This is a genomic window from Bacillus sp. 166amftsu (assembly GCF_900107445.1).
GTDB lineage: Bacteria > Bacillota > Bacilli > Bacillales > Bacillaceae_G > Bacillus_A > Bacillus_A arachidis.
Genome location: NZ_FNQA01000005.1, coordinates 59,180 through 80,743, shown reverse-complemented (window position 1 = coordinate 80,743; position 21,564 = coordinate 59,180). Strand labels below are relative to the sequence as shown.

Below are 21,564 nucleotides of genomic sequence, written 5' to 3'. Positions count from 1 at the left end.
CCAGTAGAAGAATGCAAAACCTCCAGCTACAAATAAAGCAGCTAAAATGAATGTTATTAGAGGTATTTTATTTTTCATACTTTTTCCTCCAATGATTTAATCTTAAGCTAATTTAGTTAATATAACATGCGTTAGCGGAAGTTAAGAATTCTTAGTTTCTTGCTCAATTAAAGCACTACATTAATCTAGAAATTCAAGTAATTTCAATTTTTCAATTATCATTGACTTATATTTGATAGCTTCATACTGTGAATTATCAATTTTTGTCTTTTTTATATTTAACATATCAAATATTTCTCTTTCAATATCTCTTCTTGCTTCTAAAACTTTAATTGTTCCGTCTAAACCGTGATAGCCTTTCATTTTCACATACCCTTGATTTGTATAATACTCAATAAATCCAGCAGACCATTCTTTTGCTCTTTCATTAAATACCTTTCTGAATGAGAATTCCAAATCATCTTGTTCTATATAAAACAATACTGGATTTAATTTCTCTATGATTTTCGCTAATGAATTAATATAACTTATAACTTTCTCTTTTTTTTCACCATATTTGACCATTCCGATTGTTAATGGATTTTGTATGAAGCAACATTCAAAAATATAAGTTTTATTTTCGTTGTTGGCTATTTCAACAAAATCCCTCCATTTTTCAGTTATTAATTCAATATTCCTCTCTAGCGGTAATTCATATATATCATTTTTGAAAATGGTATTTAATAAACTTTCAGGAAAATTAGAGCTGTATTCATTTTTAATTTTTTTATATGGCAATAAATAATTGTTTCCTCGCTTCGTGACTCTATCACTAATTACTCCCCTAAAATTACCACTATTCACTAACAAACTTTCGAATTCACTTTTATCAAAACAAGATACCCCATCATAATCAGCAGGGTGGTCTGGATTCCCTTCAAGAAATAACTCAACGTCAATATTTTTTTCAATTAGAATATCGTAAAGCAAGTTTGCAGTGGTGGATTTCCCAAAGCCAGGAAGCCCTTCTACTATGATTAATTTTGTATTCAAAAAAATCTACACCCTTCTAAGACAAAATAAAAAGTTTCAAATTAAAAATAAATCGTCCACTGAACTCACCCTCACCTTTTTTCTAAATTTTACCATCTGAATAATGCGGTAGTAAAGAAGTTTTTCTTGTATATCGTATACATAATCGGTTGACATAACGTCTCATTATCCGTAGCAAGGAAAAAGGCGGAACCTTACTCTCACAAGGGATCCTCCTTTTTTGTTCTATGGATTTATGCATTTTTTTATACATTCCTATCCTGGCGTGGGTTTTAAGGTTCTCGTTTGTTACTGGATTAGCCGAAAAACTGTATAAAATCTTGCATGCTCTTAGCGTGGTTTTTTTCCGAAATGCTGGCGGTCCCCCTTCTTTTGAACTTGATGCAAATGTAAGGGCGCACTATAGTTAGTGTTTCATTTTCTTTGAATTATTTTGCATTCTCGGCACGATTGCTATGTAAAAATTGCACAAAAAACGAGCCAACTTTCTTAACTAAGAAAAATTGACTCGTTTCAATTTATTCACGTTCGTTTTTCAATTAACTGAATTTGAAAAATATCTGATTCCTTTATACCTAGAACCCGCATTTCATCTTTAAACGTTCTCTAGGATTCAACGTGAATGGATTTTGTACTTCTATCCCTTAATGTGTACACTCTCATGTACTGTAGCTTCTGTTTCTTATTTCTTTCCACACGGTCTTCCCCCGTTATTTTTGATTGATGTAATCATAATATCTTTTTAACGAAAGTTTAGACTTAAAACCTACCTGTTTTATTATTTCGTATTCTGAAGTTTGATGCTCAATAAGTCTTAAGATGAAAGTGTTCCGTAAGTGTTGCGCTGAAATACCTTTACGTAAATTTGCTCGAGCAACTTCAAGTCGAATCATCTTTTGAACAGCAATTTCTGTTAAAGCTTTTGGTGCATCATTTTCATATACCCACCGAAATGTATTTCGAGTATAATCGAATGCCACAAATAGTGGGTCATTGCTATGATATTTTGGGCGAACAGGTTCAGGGATCGTTTTATAATAGCTAAACAAGCGTTTTTTATCATCTTCACTTAATACAATCGTTCTTTCTATCCCTGTTATTCCTGGAACTGTAAGAGTATTATTCTCAAAATGAACGTGCTTCATTTGTAATCCCACAAGCTCTTGTAGTGATAGTCCATAGTTCAGAAGGAAATGTACAATAGAAATGTTTCGATCCTGAAGCATGGGACGAACGGCACTTTGTCTCTCTGTTAATCCGTCCAATGAGGTTAAAATATACTGTAACGTTTTTTCTTCCTCTTTTGAGATAAAGTCCTCATCACGTAACGCACGATTTGGTTGGATACTCAATTGCATCTCATCTAAGGGATTTGGCAGTTGTAAATACTGATATAGTCTATTTAAGACAACATAGACACGATGCATTGTTTTATCAGAGTACTGTCGTTGCTGTTTTAAATCAGAGAAATACGCTTCATAATCCTTTGTACCAAGCGTCGTCCATATATTACGTGTAGGGAGTTTTTTAGAGTTTTGCAACCAATGACCAAAATCTTCAATATCATAAACATATCGTTTTATTGTAGAAGGCTTGCGGCCTTTATTTAATAAGAAAGAAGAAAAATGTTGTACCGTATCTTGAAATTCTTTTGTTGGCATAAGCTTATCATCCTAATTTTTCTTTTAGTATATCAAATTTTACACATATTCCACTCACCCATTCATCCCCAAAGAAAACATATAAATAAAAAAGATAAGACCAGAAACTCGGTCTTACCTTTGGCATAAGGAGAAAAAACAGGGTGATAACCATTACTTTTCTATCATATTACATTAACTGTTAATCTCGAATATTATAGATAAAAATAGTGATAATACCCATATTGAGAAATTTATTACTAATTTGTTTGTACAGTATCAAAAAGTACATCTTTTGGTAGGGTGGTTTTTGAGTAGAAAACATGGTGCCAAAATGTATGAAAATAATTTTAGGTTTATACCGAAATCAAAACACACCTTTAGGTACACATTAGCTATAAGAATTTAATGATCAATTTTACAAACTATAAAAAGTCATGAACTTAGTTTTACTTTCTATTATATACAAGTTGTTAGGGGCGATATCATAGGCTAAAGATTGTTCCAAATATCCACTTAGAAATTTCTGATAAGTTTAAAAATATAACAACAAAACGTTTAAAATATGATAAAATACAATTACATTTGAAAAAGAGCAGTGGGTTCAAGTTGTTATTTACATGAACTCCAAAGAAAAAAGCCAAATCTATCTAGAATTTGGCTTTTTTCTTTTTATGCATTTGTAGCTAAAAATAGCATGGTCTATAAATCCTTGTTAGGGGCAAGAATTTAAAGAAGAGTTTAGCTTAATTATGATTTTACATAAATTACATATTATAGTAAATTGATATTATTTGTACTAAATATTGTAAATGTTCAGATATTTAATCCTTATATTATTTATGAGCAAAGTTATAATTAGTGAGTTTTAAAAATGATACAAAATGTTAAAATAATAAAACCCAGTGATATCAGTACGTGTGCATGATATCACTGGATTTATATTTGGATATTTAACGGTGTGTTTTACAAATTATAAAAAGATGTAAACTTTGTTTTACTTTTTACTTACGAACCGTCTAAAAATTGAATAAAAAAGATGGGGTCCCAAGAGTTGTTAAACTAACGGGTGCTTTATGAAGAAGATGGCATTTAAATTCATAAGAAAAGGAGCTTGATTATACAAGTTCCTTTTTATTGTGCTATTTTCACTGTTTTTTGGTGTTTTGTACTCCAAAACCAAACCCATTAGAAAATAGTTAGGGATATTTTCGTTAAAATGTGGGTGGCACGCCATCGCCATCAAGCTAAGAAAAGCAAATACCCCAGAACGAGAAAAGTGACTATAGCATTTTCATGATGTATGAAACAATGAAAGCTACTTTCTATCGGTTTTTATGAAGCTGATAGAGAGTAGCTTTTCTATTTGGGTTATTGAAGAAAAAGACGAACAGGCATATTTAAACTCAAAAATGCTACACACGTCATGTGAGGAACAGGTGGCGGTATGATTCCTAAAAAAATTATAGAAGATTATTATAAAAAAGGATGATAGGCATAGGATCGGTATATTTGTTTATCCCGCATTAACGGGCAGTAATAATTCTGGCGTCCCCTCTCTAGTTATTAGGATATTTTTTCTTAATATATACATACTAAACATACTATAGAAGGCACATAGAAAGTGAGGGAGTCATGGCTAAATTTCTGAAACGGTTAAAATATAGAGGCAATCCTAAGTCATTTTCCATACGAGACAATACTCATTTTCGGGAAAAAGATATTGAGGACTCCCTCTTAGACGCTGATTTATCGAAAAACATAGCTGATATTCAGAATGTATTTCGTCAAGCACCTGATTTAGTGATTCGTCGATTTCAAATGAAAGCTGATGGATTAGAGGCAGCTTTAGTGTATTTGTCTGGATTAACAGATAAACAATTGATTCAAAATCACGTTCTAAATCCTTTGATGAATAGTGTTTTTGATACGAATACGGAACTCCCAATTACATTAGGACATATTAAAATTATTAATACATGGAGTCAGATTGAAAATGCTATTTTTGGAGGAGATAGTGTTTTATTAATCCATGGCCGAACAACAGCGCATCAATTGGATACGAAAGGATGGCCACAAAGAAATATTGAAGATACTCATAACGAAATAGCCCTAAAAGGTGCGCATCAAGCATTTGTAGAAACTGGAAGCCAGAATATCGCAATGATTCGAAGATATATTCCTCATCGCGAATTAATGATAAAAGAAATAATAATTGGTGTACGAAGCAAAACGAGGATTTCTATTTTATATTTGAAAGATGTAGCTTCTGACGATGTGCTAAAGGAATTAGAAACACGGATTCAAGATATTACGGTCGACGCTGTTGAGAATACTGGTGAACTTATCGAATTTATTGAAGATAACCCGTACTCACCGTTTCCGCAATTTATATTAACTGAAAGACCCGATGTGGCTGTATCTCATATTCTTCAAGGTAGATTTGTGGTTGTTGTGGATCATTCCCCAAGTGTATTAATTGCTCCGACAAATTTTATATCTTTTTTTCAAGGAATTGATGATTACGGGACACGTTGGTTAGTTGCCTCGTCTATTCGTATACTTCGTTTCTTGGCTTTTATGATTGCTCTATTTTTACCTGCGAGTTATGTTGCGTTTATTTCCTTTAATTTTGAAGTCATTCCTGTAGAACTTTTTTTGTCTATTGCAGAATCAAGAACGCGCGTACCATTTTCTCCAGTTATGGAAGCACTGCTTATGGAAATGACATTGGAAATGATGAGGGAAGGGGCTTTGCGGCTGCCTACTCCGATTGGTCAGACGGTTGGAATTGTAGGTGGAATTATTATTGGACAAGCGGCTGTTCAGGCGGGGATTGTAAGCAACATTATGATTATTGTTGTTGCTGTTACAGCCATCGCTTCTTTTATTATCCCTAATTACGACATGGGAGCGACAGTTAGGCTTTTACGCTTTCCGATGATGCTATCAGCTGCCTTATTTGGAATTGTAGGACTTGTTATCGGGTGGATGACATTAATTGCGCATCTTATCAGTCTTGAATCGCTAGGAACTCCTTATGGCACTCCGTTAGCACCATTTCGCTTTGCAGATATGAAGGATGCTTTTGTACGCTTTCCTCTATGGACAATGAGAAGTCGTCCTAAGGGTACGGAAGCCATTCAATCTATTCGACAAAGAAAGAACCATAATAAAAGGTGAAACTATGAAAAAGTATGCCTATAATGACATCACCCTTATGCAGTATATTTTTTTAATCAATGGAATGCAGGTGGGAACTGGAGTGTTATCTCTCCCACGAGTGCTTGCAGAAAAAGCTGGAACAGATGGATGGATAGCTATACTGATCGGCTGGGTATTCTCCACAATAGCAGGTATTTTTATAGTGAAAACAGCTGCAAGGTATCCCGAGGACACACTTTACGACATTCTTATACGATTATTTGGAAAAATAGTAGGGAAAGCACTCGTTGTTATTTACATGATATATTTTGCCTTTTATTCCGGTATCATTCTTGTGAACGCTATGCTTTATCTTAAGGGATGGCTTCTTCCGAAAACGCCTGACTATATCATTATCTTTTTGTTTTCGATTCCTACCTTTCTTGTTGTACGCAACGGCCCTCGTATTATAGGACGGTACTCCGAACTTATTTTTTATATGATGCTTTGGATTCCGCTGTTTTTTTTGATACCACTAAAAGGGAGCGGGAGCTGGCTGCCCTTCTTTCCACTCTTAAAAGAAGGGTGGAAACCGGTATTAACGGCTGTACCGACCACTATTTTTGCTTATTTAGGGTTTGATATTGCTTTCTTTTTATATCCCTTTTTACAAAAAAAACAGTATGCAGTCCATGGAATCGTTATCGCAAACACTTTAACGATGTTATTTTATTTATTTGTTACTATTGTTTGCTTTGCCTATTTTAGCCCTGATAGCATTACACAATTTAACCAGCCGGTACTAAATTTACTTAAAGTAATTGAATTTCGTTTTTTAGAACGTTTTGACATGATTTTATTAGCTGTTTACTTAACCGTTGTTTCCACAGCCTGGATTCCTTGCATATACTGCGCTGTATTTTGTTCGAGCCAATTACTTGGGAAACAAGAGCACAGCTCTCATGTCGTTGTTCTATTATTACTCATTATCGGCTTCGTATTTTGGACTCGTCCTAGTTGGAATCAAGCCGAAACTTGGCAACAGGTAGTATCGAATACTGGATTTGGATTGACGTATATATCACCTATCATTTTATGGATATATAGCTGGGTATATGAGAAGTCTCGCTAGGGGGGGATACATTGAAAAGAAAAGTACTATGTTGTATTTTGTTATCGGTATTCATGATGACTGGATGCTTTGATCAAACAAATGTTGAAGATGTTTCCCTTACCCTTCTCCTTGGTATCGATTTAGATCGCAATAATAATTTATTGGTGTACATGTCAAGTCCTGTTTTTAATAAAGAAGCAAAGGTAAAAGAAGAAACTACTGGTGTGAAATCTGTTACAATTCGAAATGCTAGAGCGCAATTTGATGCCACGGTTATGGCGCTAACCTCTGGAAGTAAAACACAGGTTATTTTAGTTGGCAAGCGGCTAATGAAACGAAAAAACTGGGGAGATTATCTCGACCCATTTTACCGAGACCCTAAAAATTCAGTTACTACAAGGGTTGTTGCTGTAGATGGACCTGTTTCGGACCTCATCTTTTATCACCCAAAAGATAAGCCGCGTCTTCCTTTATATTTAACACAACTAGTTGATACTGCCTATTTAAGAAATATCACAGTAAAAACAACTCTTCAAAAATTACATGAACAAATAGCAGACAAAGGGATAACAGCAAGTATTACTGAGATGAAAAAAAAGAATAGAATATGGGTGACAGGTACAGCTTTGTTGGATGAAAAAGGAAGGTATAAATTAACGCTAAAATCCGATGAAAACAAACTATTACGCATTTTGCAACAAGAAACTACAGGTGAGTTTCCATTTACAATTCCAATTAAACTAAAGTCGGATAACCAGGATAAAGATTGGATAAGCTTTAGTGCCCAAAATATTAAAGTAAAGACAAAGGTAAGGTATGATAATCATTTTATATTTAATATAGATGTAAAAATGAGAATCGGTATTACAGAACGACTTTTTTCGTTCAATACAAGAAAGGACGCAGCAAAATTACAAAAGGCGATTGAAACTAAGCTGGAAGCTGATTTCAAACAATTAATAAAGAAAGTACAAGCTGCCAAAATCGATCCGATTGGGCTTGGGGTATATGCAAGAACTTACACATATCCAGAATGGAAAAAAGTCCAAAATAAATGGAATAATGAATTAGCAAAGGCCGATGTAAACGTCAAGGTAAATGTAGAAATTGGTGGGATGGGAACGATTAAGTAACATGAGTTCACCTGAGATTCATACCAAAATTACAAGCCGCTTCAATTTTAAGAAGGTAAATTTCTTTAATAGCTGTGCAACTCCACATGTAGTATGTAAGGAGATTGCCTCATAGGTTATTTACAAATTGTAGATAAGAAATATTTAACGCTTATTCCAACAACATTCACCATATAAAAAGAGGTTACCCTGGTACCAGGGTAACCTCTTTTTATTATTCCCCAATCAACTCCGACATCACATAAGCAAACACAAGCGCCTCCGTATGTGCAATTGAACTCTCATGCGTACGCTCAAATGCATGAGAAGAATCAATTCCTGCTCCAATTAGCGCGTGTTTCACATCAAAACCTGCACGGATTGCCGCAGATGCATCTGATCCGTAGTATGGATAGATATCTACTTTATATTCAATATTGTTTGCTTTTGCAAGTTCCACTAAATGTTTACGTAAACCGTAATGGTATGGACCACTAGAATCTTTTGCACAGATGGATACTGTATATTCATCTGATGCCTGCCCGTCTCCAAGCGCTCCCATATCAACGGCTAAATATTCAACTGTTTCTTCTGGAATGTTAGAGTTACCGCCATAACCAATTTCTTCATTATTAGAGATTAAGAAATGTGTTGTATATGGCAATGTAATATTTTCATCTTGTAATCTTTTCATTAATTTTAGTAGGATTGCAACACTTACTTTATCGTCTAGATGACGTGATTTTATGTATCCGCTCTCTGTAATTTGAACGCGTGGGTCAAATGAGACGAAGTCCCCAACCTCGATTCCTAGTTCACGAACTTCCTCCGCTGAAGATACGCGCTCATCAATGCGGACTTCAATATTTTTTTCATCGCGTTTTGCTTCACCTGCATCTTTATAGACATGCACAGATGTTTGGTGCATCAAAATTGTACCAGTATATGTTTTTCCGCTCGCTGTTTCAATTTCACAATATTCTCCTTCAACAGAGTTCCAGCGAAATCCTCCGATCATCGATAAGCTAAGACGACCATCAGATTTAATTTCTTTTACCATTGCACCTAATGTATCAACGTGAGCAGTTAGTAAGCGGTGTTGCTCATCGTTATTTCCTTTTACCGTCAAAATAAGTGCACCTTTATTATTACGCTTCGTTTCTACATTCCATTCTTTTACGTAGTTTTCAATAAAGTTAATGATTTTTCCTGTGTTTCCAGATGGACTTGGAATAGAAACAAGTTGTTTAATTAATTCCATCGTTTCTCTTGCGTGATGTGCCAATGTTGTTCCCCCTCGCTTTTTTCTAATATTCAGTATACCGAAATTATTGCCAAATCTCTACTTATAATGATGGAGATTTCTGTATATTTCATTTTCGGAATTACATAATTATGGTAAAACATTCTTTCATATCATATAAATATTAAAGGGGATTCATTGGAATGAAATTAACGAAAAAACATGTAGAAATTGCATTAATCTGGTTTTTATCATCTTTGCTTTGTTTACAGGTTTCTTATACTCTGCATACATCTACTGCGATTACAATTGGATGGGGACTAACAGGAATACTTTTTATCATTAGCCTTTTTGTAACGAAAACAAAACTAGCAAAAGCAAAATAACAAAAAGCTCAACCTTTCTAGAAAAGGATGAGCTTTTCATCTATATATAGCTATTAATTATCTTAACTACTTATCCTTATTTTCTACTAGCTTGCTGAAAAAATCATGTGAAGGTCAATTTTAGTATTTTGTATAACTCTCTACCAAACTACTCCTCCAAAACATCCAGCAAATAAATTCCTCTCTCAAATCCACCGAGTTCTTCTTCTTTTTGCTTACGAATACGTTCAATATCTTCAAATGTCGCCCCTTCTGCACGCGCGAGTGAGAGGATGACTTCTAATGCGTCCGCAAGTGAATCTAATGCATGTTCACGTTCTTTCATTGAAGCAAATTCACGAATTTCTTCCGTTCCAATTTTCGCTAATGCTTCTATGTATGCTTGCCCTGTTAATTTTTTTGAAGTATATGTTTTTCCAGACATTAAAATCTTTTCTGGAACGAGATCTCTAACTAATTTATTATAAGTTGACATAGTTCTACCCCCACCAAAATATCATACTTATACTATAGCATATCTTCTTTCCATATTTAGTAGCATCCTAGCTCCGCTTGGTAGAAAAACCATTTCTTTTTCACACACGCACTAATCATATCAATCCCTGTTCCATGAGCTTGTACATGCGGAAAGAAGTAATGGTCCGGTTCGTTATTTTCTGTTCCATACAATGTTTGATAAGCTGTAGGAAGTGCCTCTTTTTCTATATTTCTTTCCTTCGTAATTTCTCCTCCTATAGCAACCTTTGGATGCCCTTCAAAAAATAACGCCGTACGAACAGCAAGCGTTGGTGTGCTATGTAGAGCAAAATAGATTAGTATAAATAAACCGATAATATATATAACTTTTCTTTTCATTTTTTCCCTCGTTATTTAAAAAAGTGCTAACACTTAGGATTGTGTTAACACTTTCTCTTTTTTATTCCCCTTTAAACGCAGGCAGACGCTTTTCTAAAAATGCAGCAATTCCCTCTCTATGATCAGCCGTTTTTCTCATTGCATATTGTCCACGTTTTTCAAGCTGAAGCGTTTGTTCTAAGCTTGAACGATTCACTTCACATAGAATTTGTTTCGTTTGAATCATGGATTTAATTGGTTTTTGAAGCCACTCATTGATCTTTTGTTTTACAGCATCTTGGAAGTTTTCTCCGATAACTTCGTCAATTAATCCACACTCTAACGCTTCTGTTGCTGATAACTTTTTACCTTCCCAAATGATTTGTTTTGCCATGTTTTCACCGAGGCGTTTTTGTAAGAAGAAATGCCCCCCGCCATCTGGTATTAAAGCGATTCCAATAAAATTCATCGCAATGATAGATGAAATGTCTGCTACTACATAATCTGCTGTTAAAGCAATACTCAATCCAAGCCCTGCAGTTGGGCCATGAATTGCGCTGATCACAAGTTTTGGCATTGTATATAACGTTACGACAATTTCTGAAATAGTGTTCATAATACTTTCAAAATGACTTTCATCATTACTAGAAAGCATAGATTTAATATCTCCACCCGCAGAAAAACCACGTCCATTGCCGCATAGTACGACAATATGAACGTTACTTTCAGCTACTTCTTTCAATTTTGCTAATAATTCTTTGAGCGTAGGTTCATCTAGCGCATTTAATACCTCTGGACGATTCATCATAATCGTTGCTACTCGTCCTTCATATTTCACAACTACAGACTCTGCTTTACTTTTTACTTCCATTATATATCCCTCTTTCCTACTTAAAAGATTATATTTATATAATTAAAGAAAAGAGGTGTAAAACCCTTCTTTTTTCGTAATTTTCTGTCTAATATTCTCGAAAATTTACGAATTCCCTATTATTAATGAAAGAAAACAATCTCTTTTTCTAAAATATACTACTGAGTTCCAACAATTTTAGCGATATATTGTTGATTTGAAAGCAGGTTAAGAAATCAAAAAATAGCATCCAATCATATGGATGCTATTTTTCATCATTACAATGCTACTGTGCTTTCACCATCTTCAGCTTTTCTCTTTGTTCATCATTTGCCAAATTGAGTAGCGTCTTTTCAACGTGTGGTTGCAGGTGCTCAAGCGTTACACTTGCCCCCATTTTCTCCGTGTGATCAACAAAGTTCAATAGTGCTATCGCTCCTGAAGCATCCATATAGTGCACATCATTCAAACGTAATATCAAATGAGATTTCACTTCTTGTAACGAAGAGAAAATACGATCAACAGATAAGAAGGAAAGCGGCCCCTGAATCATATACATTTCCCCTTCTCCTTTTATAATAGAAGCTTTTCGTTTCTTGCATTGCACCATATATAAAATGAAGGAAAGTAGTATACCAAACGCAACAGCAATCATTAAATCAAACTTCACTGTAACTACCATCGTGAACAGCATCACAATGACATCACCTTTTGGCGCTACATGCATCTTTTTCATACTATCCCAATCAAACATGCCGATGCCTGTTAAAATTAAAATACCTGATAATACTGCAAGTGGAATATATTGCACAACTGCACCGAGTCCCATAATGAAAATAAATAAAACTACGCTATGCACACAAGCAGACAATGCTGTTTTCCCACCACTTCGTATATTCACAATGGACCTTACAGTTGCTCCTGCCCCTGCCAATCCGCCAAACATTCCACTAACGATATTACCTATTCCCTGTCCAATCAACTCTTTATTACTTTTATGCCGCGTGCCTGTTACATTATCCATCACAACGGATGTTAATAATGAGTCAATTGATCCTAATAACGCAATACTCAGCGCCGGTAAAATCATTTCCAGTACAACCGCTCCACTAAAGGATGTCAAATGAAGTGACGGCATTGCTTCTGGAATGGCTCCAATCTTTTCAATCATCTCGTTTAATGGTATCGCTCCCACAAAAGGTAATTGAATCGTAAGCCCCTGTAATACATGAGAAAATAACGGCAGTGTTGCCGTAACCCCAACTAGTGCAATTAAGCTCGATGGAATTGCTTTTATCCACTTCCCTGCAACAAGCATAACGAGAATTGTTAGCAAAACAAGTAAAAAGCTATTCTTTACATGCTTCATTTCTCCTAAAATAATCAGAAGTGCAATTCCATTCATAAATCCCGAAACTACAGAATATGGAATATAACGGATATACGAACCGAGCTTGCATATACCAAATAAAATTTGAAATATCCCTGCCATCATAAATGCGATAAAGCTCGCTTCTAATCCGTGAGTCGCGATCACTCCTGTCGCAATCACTGTAATCGGGCCTGTAGGACCTGTTACTTGCCCGGCTGTTCCGCCAAACAATGCAGCAAATAACCCAGCAAAAATGGCGCCGTATAATCCGACTAACGCACCTTCAGACGTTCCTGTTGCAGCAATCCCAAATGCAATCGCAAGCGGCAGTGCAACAATTGCAACAGTAAAACCTGATAAACACTCTTTCGCTATTCTTTGAATCATAAAAAAATCACCTCGATATAATGTCCACGTTCCATTGTAGCGTGGACAAAGCACATTCGTCAGCGCCTTTTAGAATAAACTCTTGACAGTATCGTGAAGTAATCGCCTTCATTTTTCAAATCCCCTTCTCGCTAACGCTTTAGAAAACAATTCCCCTATGCTATAATGAACGGATTAAATCTTTTACTATATATTTGGAGGCACTATGCTAACTTTTGAAGAAAAATTATCGATTATCGAATCTTTCCCAGAGTTGGAAAGAAAGAACGTATCATTAAAACGTGTGAACTTTCATTTTGAAGAAAGTCGCTTAGACAAAAAGAACGTTGTATATCATTTACACCCAAACGGTAACGGATTCGTATACGCAGGCGGCATTAGCGGTTATAAAACAGATGATAAAGGCATGGTTAACATCCGTGAGTTCTCAGCAGAAGAACTACGCTCATTAATCCAAAAATCCATTGACCTTCTATCTCAAGAACAAGAAGAAGTAGTAGCACAAGCTGCACCTGCTAAAGAAGAAGAGTGGCGCAATGAAGACGGCCATATTCTTACTCTTATCCAAGAAGACGATATGTGGAATGTGTACGCCGGCAGTAACTTAGACGGTACATTTAACTCTTATCCAGAAGCTGCAGAATACCTTGATGAAGAAGGTTTCTCGCGTAAATAATAAAAATGCCTTTCCAAATTGGAAAGGCATTTTTATTATCTTTTAGCACCTTTTAACGATTCTCTAAGTACAAATTTCTGCAGCTTTCCGCTCGCATTACGAGGCAGTTCATCTGCAAATATGTAGTGACGCGGACGTTTATAGTCAGCTAATTCATCACTTTCTTTACAATAACTTTCTAAATCCGCTTCCGTAATATGTTCATCTTTTTTCACCACTACCGCAACAACACGTTCGCCCCATAGTTCATCTGGTTCACCAAGTACAGCAACATCTAGTACGCTAGGATGACTATGCAGAAAATCTTCAATTTCACGCGGATAAATATTTACCCCACCACTTATCACCATATCGTCAACACGATCTGCTACATATAAATAACCATCTTTATCAAAATAACCAAGATCGCCCGAATGATACCAACCTTTATACATAGACTTTGCGTTCGCTTCTTCACGATTATGATATCCTGCCATCATGGTTGGTCCACGTGAAATAATTTCTCCCACTTCATACGGTGGTAACACGTCATCCGGTTCTGCCGGGCCCTCTTCGCTTGGTTTTACAATTCGAATTTCGTGACTAAAGCAAGGAGTTCCAGCTGAACCGGCTTTCGTAATTTGATCTTCTTCTACTAAGAATGCAATAACCGGCCCCATCTCTGTCATTCCATAAATTTGGACAAGATCAATATGTAGACGCTCTTTACATTCTTTTACGAGCGCTGGCGCCATCGCAGCTCCCCCATATATTCCAATTTTCATCGAACGCAATTCATATTGTGATAAATCCTCTTGTAACATCATATTCCACATCGTTGGTGCAGCAAAGAATGTCGTGATTTTTTCTTTTTCAATTGTATGTAGTACCGTCTTTGTATCAAATTGATGTAAAATAATATTTTTCCCACCAACTTGAATTCTTGGTATAATACCAGCATTTAATTCACCGCAATGATATAACGGTGCTACTACAAGCCCAATACTATCACGGTTATATTTTAAGAAATACGTGCAAATCATGCTATGTTCAGCCATGTCACGATGTCGATGTAACACCCCTTTTGGATGACCTGTTGTACCACTTGTATAGAGCATAGAGCAATAATCTGTTTCCTCAACGACAATATCCGCCGGCTCAGATGAAGCAGCATCTACCTTTTCATGATACGAAGCAGCGTATGAAGGCACATCATCTTCTATATACAAAAAAGAACTGTTTGGGAAATCTCGTTCAATGGCAGCAACTGTCTTTTCAACAGCTTTTTCAAATACGACAACTTTGGAGGACGCATCTTGGAGAATATAAGTTACTTCTTTTGCTTTTAAACGGAAATTAATTGGATTGAAAATCGCTCCAATTTTAGCGCAAGCAAGGTAAACGTTTACAAATTCATGGCAGTTATATAAATAAACTGATACAGTATCCCCTTTTTTCACACCTTCTGCAAGCAGAGCATGCGCTGTTTTATTGACCTGTTCATCCCACTCTTTATATGTCCAGCGGATATTCTTTTCAGGTTCCACTAACGCTTCTTTATTTGCATATTTCCCTACAGATAACTCAAAAATCCTCCCAATCGTCATATACATGTCAAAATATGCCCCCTTTTAACTTTCATAAATCTATCATTTCGTCTATAAGTAGACATTTCCTCTACATTTTTACCTTCTTTTTCTGATCATTCTCGACATTGTTTTACAAACATATCCCATTTTGATTTGCAGGCATCCAAGCCGTGGCTATGAAGGCAAAAAGTGATATCCACTCATTTTCTCCTTTTGTTTTAACATGGCATAGGGCGAAAAAAGGCACTGGCCGTTTAAAGACCTGGATGAGAAAATTTCAAGGTGTGGCAACCAAATACCATGATAACTCTCTATTGATTCAGATAGCTTGAAATGCAAGTAGAACAAATGTTAATGTTTATTTCAGCGTGTCCAAAATCCAATCATACTACGGCTGAATTCTTGAAAAGTGCATAATAAAAGACCTCAAAAAGAGGTCTTCTTATTTAAAGAATAGTGATGCTAAGACAAAACCTAGTACAATTACAAGGATTAGGATGCCGATACCTTTCCAACCTAAACTACCTACTAAATCAGCAAGGTTTCCAGTTCCAGCCCTATTAAATGCATCATTCATATTTCCAGTTGGATTTCTTTTTAACTCTTCTTGCCTTAGTCTTTCTCTTGCTCTTTCAGGAGTTTCTTTGTCCTCGCTCATTTTGAAACCTCCTATTTTTTGTAATCATAACACAATTTGTTGATTACAAGGAGGCGATTATTAATTAGTTGCTTCCCCCGCTTTAACTAATAATCCGTGGAGGATGAGCCCCCACGGATTAAAGTTTCACTTTATGAGAATAGCTCTTTTAAAATTTCAAGCTTATCTTCTGTATATTTAATGTAACCATCATTATATGATTTCGGATCTTTCGGGTTTGCGAAATGCGTAATCGCCCCCGTTTTTGGATGAACAAATTTACTTGATGCACCGCAACCAAGACCGATAATGGATTGTACTTCTTCCATAATCACGATATTATAAATACTTTCTTGCGTCGGCATTGCGTAACCAACATTTTCTAAGTTACCTAAAATGTTCTTTTGGCGGTATAAATAATACGGTACGTAGTTATGATTCTTTGTCCACTCTTCTGCTTCATGCATCATCGCTGTAATTTCTTCGCGACCTGCCACTTTATATTTACGCTTATTTTGCGTCATTTCAGAAGCACGTTTAAATGATAATGTGTGAACTGTTAATGATTCTGGCATCAACTTTTCTGTTTCATCTAACGTATGTTTGAAGATTTCTAACCCTTCACCAGGAAGACCAATGATTAAGTCCATATTAATATTGTTCATTCCCATTTGACGTGCCAGATGATACTTCTCAATCGTTTCTTCCACCGTATGATGACGTCCAATTGCTTTTAATGTTTCTTGATGGTACGACTGCGGGTTAATACTAATACGGTCAATGTTCCATTTATTTAATACTTCTAGTTTTTCTGGCGTAATCGTATCTGGACGACCTGCCTCAACTGTTACTTCGCGTACTTCTTTCACATCCGGGAACGATTGATACATTTCCTCATACAGCATATCCATCTCTTCTGCTGTAATACTTGTCGGTGTACCGCCTCCGTAATAAATCGTTGTAACCTTAACACCTTTTTCTTTTAAAAACTTACCGATTTCACGAACTTCATAATGCAGACCGCCTAAGAAAGAATCCACCGATCCTTGACGCCCATTAATCGCATAAGCAGGGAATGTACAATATGCACATTTTGTCGGACAAAACGGAATACCGATATAAATACTTACTTCTTCTTTCAAACGATATAAATCTGGAACAACTGCTAATTGGCAGTCAACAATGCGCTGCAGAAGTTCAATTTTTTCTTCGTGGATTAAATAGCTTTCACGAAGTTCCTTATGTGCTTCTTCTTTTGACATACCGTTTTGAAGCATTTTGTGAAGAAGCTTTGTTGGACGCACTCCTGTTAAAATGCCCCAACTCTGTTCCAATCCTGTTAACTGCTGCAGAACAGAAAGATACACATAAGAAACCACATGCTTTACTTGCTTCATTCTTTCTTTTTCTTCTGTAAAAGAAGATAAATCTTTTGAGAACGTTTCTTCATATACATCCCCAGTTTGAGCGTCTGTTAAACGTGCTGAAGCTGTCACGTTTCCTTCTATCTGTATCTCAACAATAAGATTCGCATCTTCTTTCTCAAATCCTATCGTACTTTCTTCAAAAAATAAGCCGCTAATATTTTGCAGCGGACGTAAAAAACGATCATCTTGTAACGTTTTTATTGAAATTAACAACACTTATCACCTTTTCATTTGTAAACTCTCTTTAGTTTACTTGAAGGGCGTTTTCAGGTCAATACAGAAGCTTTTACCTCATTTTCCCGGAAAGACAAACACTAAGAAACGCAGCTTTCAGGCTGCGTTCTTTCGTCATCTTATCACCATTTATGAACCTGCGAGTGATTTTTTAGAAATGGAAGTGGAAATTGCTTTCGAAAATGTTCTTTAATCATATACTCGACTCCGTTTTCACTATTAGAACGCGTAATCCAGTCTGCTGCTTGTTTCACTGGAACAGGTGCATCTCCCATCGCAACTCCTAATCCAACATTCTCGATGACATCTAAATCTTCCAAACTATCTCCAATTGCTACCATTTCACTCAGTTCGATTCCAAGGTGTTCTCCCAATAATTGCAATCCTCTTAATTTCGATACATGCAGCGGAAGAATTTCTATCCTTCCCCCATCGGATTCTACATACTCGACATTTTCAAACGCTTTTTTCAACGTTTTAAGCGCACGTTCTCTTTCTCCTCTACTTGCAAAGACAACGTCAATTTTCGGAGCTGCAACAGGTTGATCACGAAGTGCGTCCCCTAATGAATCTACAAATTGAACAGGATAAAATAACGGGTCCGAACTCGATAATACAGTGCGCGCAATTAAGTTTGGTGTATTTCGTTCACGGTTACCAATAGAAAAACGTTCATGTGAAATACGGATATTACATTCAAAATGTTCCAGTACTTGCACGATATTAAACGTTTTTTCCTCTGATAATCTTTTTTGAATGAGCGGTTTATCTAATGAAGCAGAAATAAAAGCACCGCTATGCGTAACTAATATGGAATCTAGTTTTAATGACTTCGCTATTTTATGAGCTGATTGAAAGTGCCGACTTGTAAATAGCGTAACATATACACCTTTTCGCTTTACAAAATCAATCGCTTCTCGTGTTCCTTTTGGTATCTTCCCGTTTTTCTGCATGAGTGTTCCATCTATATTAAGAGCCAACAAGCGATAAATCATGACGCATTCCTCCTCTTAGCTGCTTTTACTCTATCCATAATTTATGAAAGAAATTTATTAATTAGAACGAGTTAGAATCCTTGTCATAAATTTGGTTTATGATATACGTATATCATCAGTAAAGGGGATATCCATATGAAAGCACCTCCTTCTTTTTATGAGGGCGATACATTAGAAGTTGCTAAAAATTTACTTGGTCAGAAACTTGTACATATAGTAGATGGAATCAAACGAAGCGGGTTCATTGTAGAAGTAGAAGCGTATAAAGGGCCAGATGATAAAGCTGCACATAGCTATGGCGGAAGACGAACCGAACGAACGGAAGTCATGTTTGGTGCACCAGGACATGCCTATGTATATCTTATTTATGGTATGTATCATTGTTTTAATGTCATCACTGCTCCAGTTGGTACCCCTCAAGGCGTTCTCATCCGGGCACTAGAGCCTATTGATGGAATAGAAGAAATGAAAATAGCACGCTATGGTAAAACGGAACTTACGAAAGCACAATACAAAAATGTAACGAACGGACCTGGAAAGCTATGCCGCGCACTTGGAATTACTTTAGAGGAACGAGGGCTATCACTGCAAGGGGATGAACTATATATTGAATTAGTCCCTGAAGAAGAACATCTATCCTCTCAATATGAAATAATGAATGGTCCCCGTATCAATATTGACTATGCAGAAGAAGCCGTTCATTATCCTTGGCGGTTTTATTTTAATGGTCATCCATTTGTATCTAAATAAAAAAGACGTTTCCCTCCCAGGAAACGCCTTTCTAATTAAGCTTGATATGAAGTATATACTTCTTCAAGCGGCTTCATGATAATTTTGTTAATGTCGCCGATTACAATATTTAAACGTTGCTCTGCTTCCATTAATTTTACGATTTTTGGATCTTGTTGAATAAGCGCTACAACTTCTTGTGCTTTTTGGTTATCTTCTTCTGTGATTTCTTGGCCTTGCATCATTTTTTGTTGTAAGCCCATTTGCATTGTACGGAATTGATCAAATAGTTGTTTTGACGCTGCATCTCCTTGTACTTCTGCATAACTTTCTTTTAGTGCTTGAAAATCTGTATTTTCTGCGATTGCTTTTTGTAATTCATATGCAACATCATGAATATTTTTTGTCATTGTATTTTTCCTCCTTTAGAGAGCTCGGTCTATTTTCCCTCGCTCTTTGAGTACCTTGTGATACGCACCTTTTTACAATAACAAACTATACACGAGATGTGAAGAAATTTCACTTTATTTATAATTAGAGGCATCCGATTAGCTGAAAAGCAGCAATAACAATCCTTGAAGCAGTCCAATCGTCCCTCCTAATAACGCTCCTAAATATGTAATCATCTTCAGTTCACTTTTCGTAATCGATAGCACAAGATCTTCTAATCTCTCTGTTGAGAATGTAGATACTTCTTGTTGTACGATTTCAGCAAGACGTAAATTTTTCAAAATCTGTTCGGTATTGTTTATTCCAAACACTAAACCTTTTTTCACTAAACTTGGAATCATTGTTTGTACAACCTTTTCCCTAACTGGTTCACACACTTTTTGAACAGATTGATCAAAAAATCCTCTTACTGTTTCTTCTATTTTAACTGTTGATAGAATTGACTTTACAAGCCTTTCTTTCTCTATAAAGGATTCCAGTCCCTTCACTTCTATTCCCTTTAATTTCTCCCACTCTTTTTGCAGTACATCACTTAAAAGCTGCTTCGTTCCTTCTTGTTCTAAAAACTTAATCACTTCTGGTTGCAGACGATCCACTAAACTTACATTCCCTAAAAACATACCTACTAAATTTAATAATGTACCTCGTGAAGCAAAGAAGTCATCAATCATTTTAGCAAGGCGCTCTTTTCCCTCTGCACTCTCAAAAAAGCTTTTACCTCTATCTAAAATAAATGATGCTACATTCGGAATCATTTGCTCCACTTTTTCATGAACAGAACTAGGTAAAGCTTGTTCCCACGTATATGTATAATATTGTGATAAAAACGCCTCAATTTTTTCCACAATCATATTTTCAATTTGTTGGACTGCCTTTCCTTCTACATCCTCTAAGCCCCATTTTTCTAAAACCTCTCGTAATGATTGCTCGTTCACCAAAATTTTATCTACCTCTAGTTGTACCCACTGAATAAGCTCTTGTTGAAACTTTTCATCTGTTAACTTCTTTCCGATTCCTTCTGGCGTTAACAAATGATCCACAACCATTTTTCCTAGTTGCACCGCAAGTTCATCACGACGTTTCGGAATCAATCCTGGTGTAAATGGTACTCGAAACTTTCCAATATAAATAGGGCGATGCGGGCGAAATAACATTTTAATCGCTAAATGATTCGTATACCCACCAATTATCGCTCCTAACCCTGTTGTTGTTAACATATTTAACCACATATTCATGACAATATCAGCCTTCCATTTCTCCAAATATATATCTATATCTTACTACAACTTGTTATAAGAACAATACGCAACCATCACTTCATTTTGCGATATACTTGCTTTCGCTTGGCGAAAAAAATTCTGACCGATTCTATCCATATCCATAGCCGGAATCCTACCTCCCACCTAAAAGAAAAGTTTTTCTGTCCGTTTTTCAACTCTTGTACTAACACATTGATCATCCAAAAATAGAATATCGTTATACGGGCAACAGTATAATGGTATGGAAACATGTTTGCAATGTATGATGAAACCGTTTTGAAGCCATTACCGCGCAACTTCACAAGAGAAACAAAAAAAATTGAGCCGCTCTCTCTTCTCTTTTTACATAATGGATTCAATAGAGCACTTCGAATTATACATGCTAATTCGAAAACAACATGATTATTCACTGGCCGAAAGAGCTTCCCACGGCCCATTACGGTTGCATCCATTTACACCGTAACTGAAAAAGGAG

The 21,564-nt window shown here is 36.0% G+C and carries 19 protein-coding genes and 1 pseudogene; 7 read left to right on the top strand and 13 right to left on the bottom strand.

All coding sequences use genetic code 11. The annotated features are described in order from the left end of the window. Nucleotides 1–180: 180 nt before the first annotated feature. Together BLV40_RS15190 and BLV40_RS15185 are read right to left on the bottom strand one after the other, a co-directional pair. A complete protein-coding gene (locus BLV40_RS15190; RefSeq protein ID WP_090691359.1) occupies nucleotides 181–1,032 on the bottom strand; it encodes a P-loop NTPase family protein in 852 nt (283 codons plus the stop codon). Between the two features lie 710 nt (nucleotides 1,033–1,742). Next, nucleotides 1,743–2,693: a tyrosine-type recombinase/integrase gene (locus tag BLV40_RS15185; RefSeq protein WP_090691356.1), complete on the bottom strand. Its 951-nt coding sequence runs from the start codon at nucleotides 2,691–2,693 to the stop codon at nucleotides 1,743–1,745. 1,614 nt (nucleotides 2,694–4,307) lie between these two features. Between BLV40_RS15185 and BLV40_RS15180 the strand changes: the two genes are divergently transcribed. From BLV40_RS15180 to BLV40_RS15170, 3 genes are read left to right on the top strand one after another with little or no spacing between them, the layout of a single operon-like run. Beyond that, the gene (locus BLV40_RS15180; RefSeq protein ID WP_090691354.1) at nucleotides 4,308–5,855 is read left to right on the top strand and encodes a spore germination protein; all 1,548 of its coding nucleotides are present in this window, start codon (nucleotides 4,308–4,310) and stop codon (nucleotides 5,853–5,855) included. Nucleotides 5,856–5,859: 4 nt separating this feature from the next. Next, nucleotides 5,860–6,948 (top strand): GerAB/ArcD/ProY family transporter, encoded by a 1,089-nt coding sequence (locus BLV40_RS15175; RefSeq protein ID WP_090691350.1) that lies wholly within the window; start codon nucleotides 5,860–5,862, stop codon nucleotides 6,946–6,948. Between the two features lie 11 nt (nucleotides 6,949–6,959). After that, nucleotides 6,960–8,063, top strand: a complete 1,104-nt coding sequence (locus tag BLV40_RS15170) for a Ger(x)C family spore germination protein (protein ID WP_090691347.1) — start codon at nucleotides 6,960–6,962, stop codon at nucleotides 8,061–8,063. 214 nt (nucleotides 8,064–8,277) lie between these two features. Here BLV40_RS15170 and BLV40_RS15165 read toward each other — a convergent pair whose 3' ends face one another. Next, nucleotides 8,278–9,327: a M42 family metallopeptidase gene (locus tag BLV40_RS15165; protein ID WP_090691344.1), complete on the bottom strand. Its 1,050-nt coding sequence runs from the start codon at nucleotides 9,325–9,327 to the stop codon at nucleotides 8,278–8,280. Nucleotides 9,328–9,488: 161 nt separating this feature from the next. On the opposite strand from BLV40_RS15165, the gene BLV40_RS15160 reads away from it, so the two are divergent. Then, nucleotides 9,489–9,671, top strand: coding sequence for a hypothetical protein (locus BLV40_RS15160; RefSeq protein WP_026590712.1), 183 nt, complete (start codon nucleotides 9,489–9,491; stop codon nucleotides 9,669–9,671). A gap of 148 nt (nucleotides 9,672–9,819) precedes the next feature. Here the strand turns inward: BLV40_RS15160 and BLV40_RS15155 are convergent, their stop codons facing one another. The 4 genes from BLV40_RS15155 to BLV40_RS15140 all read right to left on the bottom strand — a co-directional run bounded on the left by BLV40_RS15155 (nucleotide 9,820) and on the right by BLV40_RS15140 (nucleotide 13,114). Then, entirely contained in the window at nucleotides 9,820–10,146 is a 327-nt protein-coding gene (locus tag BLV40_RS15155) for a nucleoside triphosphate pyrophosphohydrolase (RefSeq protein ID WP_090691342.1), read from the bottom strand. A 56-nt stretch (nucleotides 10,147–10,202) separates the two neighbouring features. Continuing rightward, entirely contained in the window at nucleotides 10,203–10,526 is a 324-nt protein-coding gene (locus tag BLV40_RS15150; protein WP_026590714.1) for a hypothetical protein, read from the bottom strand. A 61-nt stretch (nucleotides 10,527–10,587) separates the two neighbouring features. Then, entirely contained in the window at nucleotides 10,588–11,376 is a 789-nt protein-coding gene (locus BLV40_RS15145; protein WP_026590715.1) for an enoyl-CoA hydratase, read from the bottom strand. A 265-nt stretch (nucleotides 11,377–11,641) separates the two neighbouring features. Further along, on the bottom strand, nucleotides 11,642–13,114 hold the full coding sequence (locus BLV40_RS15140) for a SulP family inorganic anion transporter (RefSeq protein WP_090691339.1): 1,473 nt from the start codon (nucleotides 13,112–13,114) through the stop codon (nucleotides 11,642–11,644). Nucleotides 13,115–13,319: 205 nt separating this feature from the next. Between BLV40_RS15140 and BLV40_RS15135 the strand changes: the two genes are divergently transcribed. Further along, complete coding sequence (locus BLV40_RS15135; RefSeq protein ID WP_026590717.1) at nucleotides 13,320–13,790, top strand: hypothetical protein; 471 nt, start codon at nucleotides 13,320–13,322, stop codon at nucleotides 13,788–13,790. Between the two features lie 35 nt (nucleotides 13,791–13,825). On the opposite strand, the gene BLV40_RS15130 is transcribed toward BLV40_RS15135, so the two are convergent. After that, nucleotides 13,826–15,382 carry a fatty acid--CoA ligase gene (locus tag BLV40_RS15130; RefSeq protein WP_090691336.1) on the bottom strand — a complete coding sequence of 519 codons (1,557 nt, stop codon included), beginning with the start codon at nucleotides 15,380–15,382 and terminating at the stop codon, nucleotides 13,826–13,828. 227 nt (nucleotides 15,383–15,609) lie between these two features. On the opposite strand from BLV40_RS15130, the pseudogene BLV40_RS29370 reads away from it, so the two are divergent. After that, a pseudogene (locus BLV40_RS29370) lies at nucleotides 15,610–15,775 on the top strand (IS1595 family transposase); the annotation flags it as partial. Nucleotides 15,776–15,800: 25 nt separating this feature from the next. Here BLV40_RS29370 and BLV40_RS15125 read toward each other — a convergent pair. From BLV40_RS15125 to BLV40_RS15115, 3 genes are all read right to left on the bottom strand, one after another. Next, a complete protein-coding gene (locus BLV40_RS15125) occupies nucleotides 15,801–16,016 on the bottom strand; it encodes a DUF6366 family protein (protein WP_026590719.1) in 216 nt (71 codons plus the stop codon). 131 nt (nucleotides 16,017–16,147) lie between these two features. Continuing rightward, nucleotides 16,148–17,638, bottom strand: coding sequence for a coproporphyrinogen III oxidase (locus BLV40_RS15120; RefSeq protein WP_026590720.1), 1,491 nt, complete (start codon nucleotides 17,636–17,638; stop codon nucleotides 16,148–16,150). A gap of 140 nt (nucleotides 17,639–17,778) precedes the next feature. Next, the gene (locus BLV40_RS15115; RefSeq protein ID WP_026590721.1) at nucleotides 17,779–18,651 is read right to left on the bottom strand and encodes a Cof-type HAD-IIB family hydrolase; all 873 of its coding nucleotides are present in this window, start codon (nucleotides 18,649–18,651) and stop codon (nucleotides 17,779–17,781) included. A gap of 135 nt (nucleotides 18,652–18,786) precedes the next feature. Here BLV40_RS15115 and BLV40_RS15110 point away from each other — a divergent pair, with 135 nt between their 5' ends. Beyond that, nucleotides 18,787–19,401: a DNA-3-methyladenine glycosylase gene (locus tag BLV40_RS15110; RefSeq protein ID WP_090691333.1), complete on the top strand. Its 615-nt coding sequence runs from the start codon at nucleotides 18,787–18,789 to the stop codon at nucleotides 19,399–19,401. 35 nt (nucleotides 19,402–19,436) lie between these two features. Here BLV40_RS15110 and BLV40_RS15105 read toward each other — a convergent pair whose 3' ends face one another. Both BLV40_RS15105 and BLV40_RS15100 read right to left on the bottom strand, forming a co-directional pair. Next, entirely contained in the window at nucleotides 19,437–19,790 is a 354-nt protein-coding gene (locus tag BLV40_RS15105) for a YlbF/YmcA family competence regulator (RefSeq protein ID WP_026590723.1), read from the bottom strand. Between the two features lie 138 nt (nucleotides 19,791–19,928). Beyond that, on the bottom strand, nucleotides 19,929–21,065 hold the full coding sequence (locus BLV40_RS15100) for a DUF445 domain-containing protein (RefSeq protein ID WP_090691331.1): 1,137 nt from the start codon (nucleotides 21,063–21,065) through the stop codon (nucleotides 19,929–19,931). Nucleotides 21,066–21,564: the final 499 nt, after the last annotated feature.

Coding starts and splice junctions, on each gene's coding strand:
- BLV40_RS15185 (WP_090691356.1), bottom strand. CDS start 2,693: ATGCCAACAAAAGAATTTCAAGATACGGTACAACATTTTTCTTCTTTC.
- BLV40_RS15180 (WP_090691354.1), top strand. CDS start 4,308: ATGGCTAAATTTCTGAAACGGTTAAAATATAGAGGCAATCCTAAGTCA.
- BLV40_RS15175 (WP_090691350.1), top strand. CDS start 5,860: ATGAAAAAGTATGCCTATAATGACATCACCCTTATGCAGTATATTTTT.
- BLV40_RS15160 (WP_026590712.1), top strand. CDS start 9,489: ATGAAATTAACGAAAAAACATGTAGAAATTGCATTAATCTGGTTTTTA.
- BLV40_RS15155 (WP_090691342.1), bottom strand. CDS start 10,146: ATGTCAACTTATAATAAATTAGTTAGAGATCTCGTTCCAGAAAAGATT.
- BLV40_RS15150 (WP_026590714.1), bottom strand. CDS start 10,526: ATGAAAAGAAAAGTTATATATATTATCGGTTTATTTATACTAATCTAT.
- BLV40_RS15145 (WP_026590715.1), bottom strand. CDS start 11,376: ATGGAAGTAAAAAGTAAAGCAGAGTCTGTAGTTGTGAAATATGAAGGA.
- BLV40_RS15140 (WP_090691339.1), bottom strand. CDS start 13,114: ATGATTCAAAGAATAGCGAAAGAGTGTTTATCAGGTTTTACTGTTGCA.
- BLV40_RS15135 (WP_026590717.1), top strand. CDS start 13,320: ATGCTAACTTTTGAAGAAAAATTATCGATTATCGAATCTTTCCCAGAG.
- BLV40_RS15130 (WP_090691336.1), bottom strand. CDS start 15,382: ATGTATATGACGATTGGGAGGATTTTTGAGTTATCTGTAGGGAAATAT.
- BLV40_RS15125 (WP_026590719.1), bottom strand. CDS start 16,016: ATGAGCGAGGACAAAGAAACTCCTGAAAGAGCAAGAGAAAGACTAAGG.
- BLV40_RS15115 (WP_026590721.1), bottom strand. CDS start 18,651: ATGATTTATCGCTTGTTGGCTCTTAATATAGATGGAACACTCATGCAG.
- BLV40_RS15110 (WP_090691333.1), top strand. CDS start 18,787: ATGAAAGCACCTCCTTCTTTTTATGAGGGCGATACATTAGAAGTTGCT.
- BLV40_RS15105 (WP_026590723.1), bottom strand. CDS start 19,790: ATGACAAAAAATATTCATGATGTTGCATATGAATTACAAAAAGCAATC.
- BLV40_RS15100 (WP_090691331.1), bottom strand. CDS start 21,065: ATGAATATGTGGTTAAATATGTTAACAACAACAGGGTTAGGAGCGATA.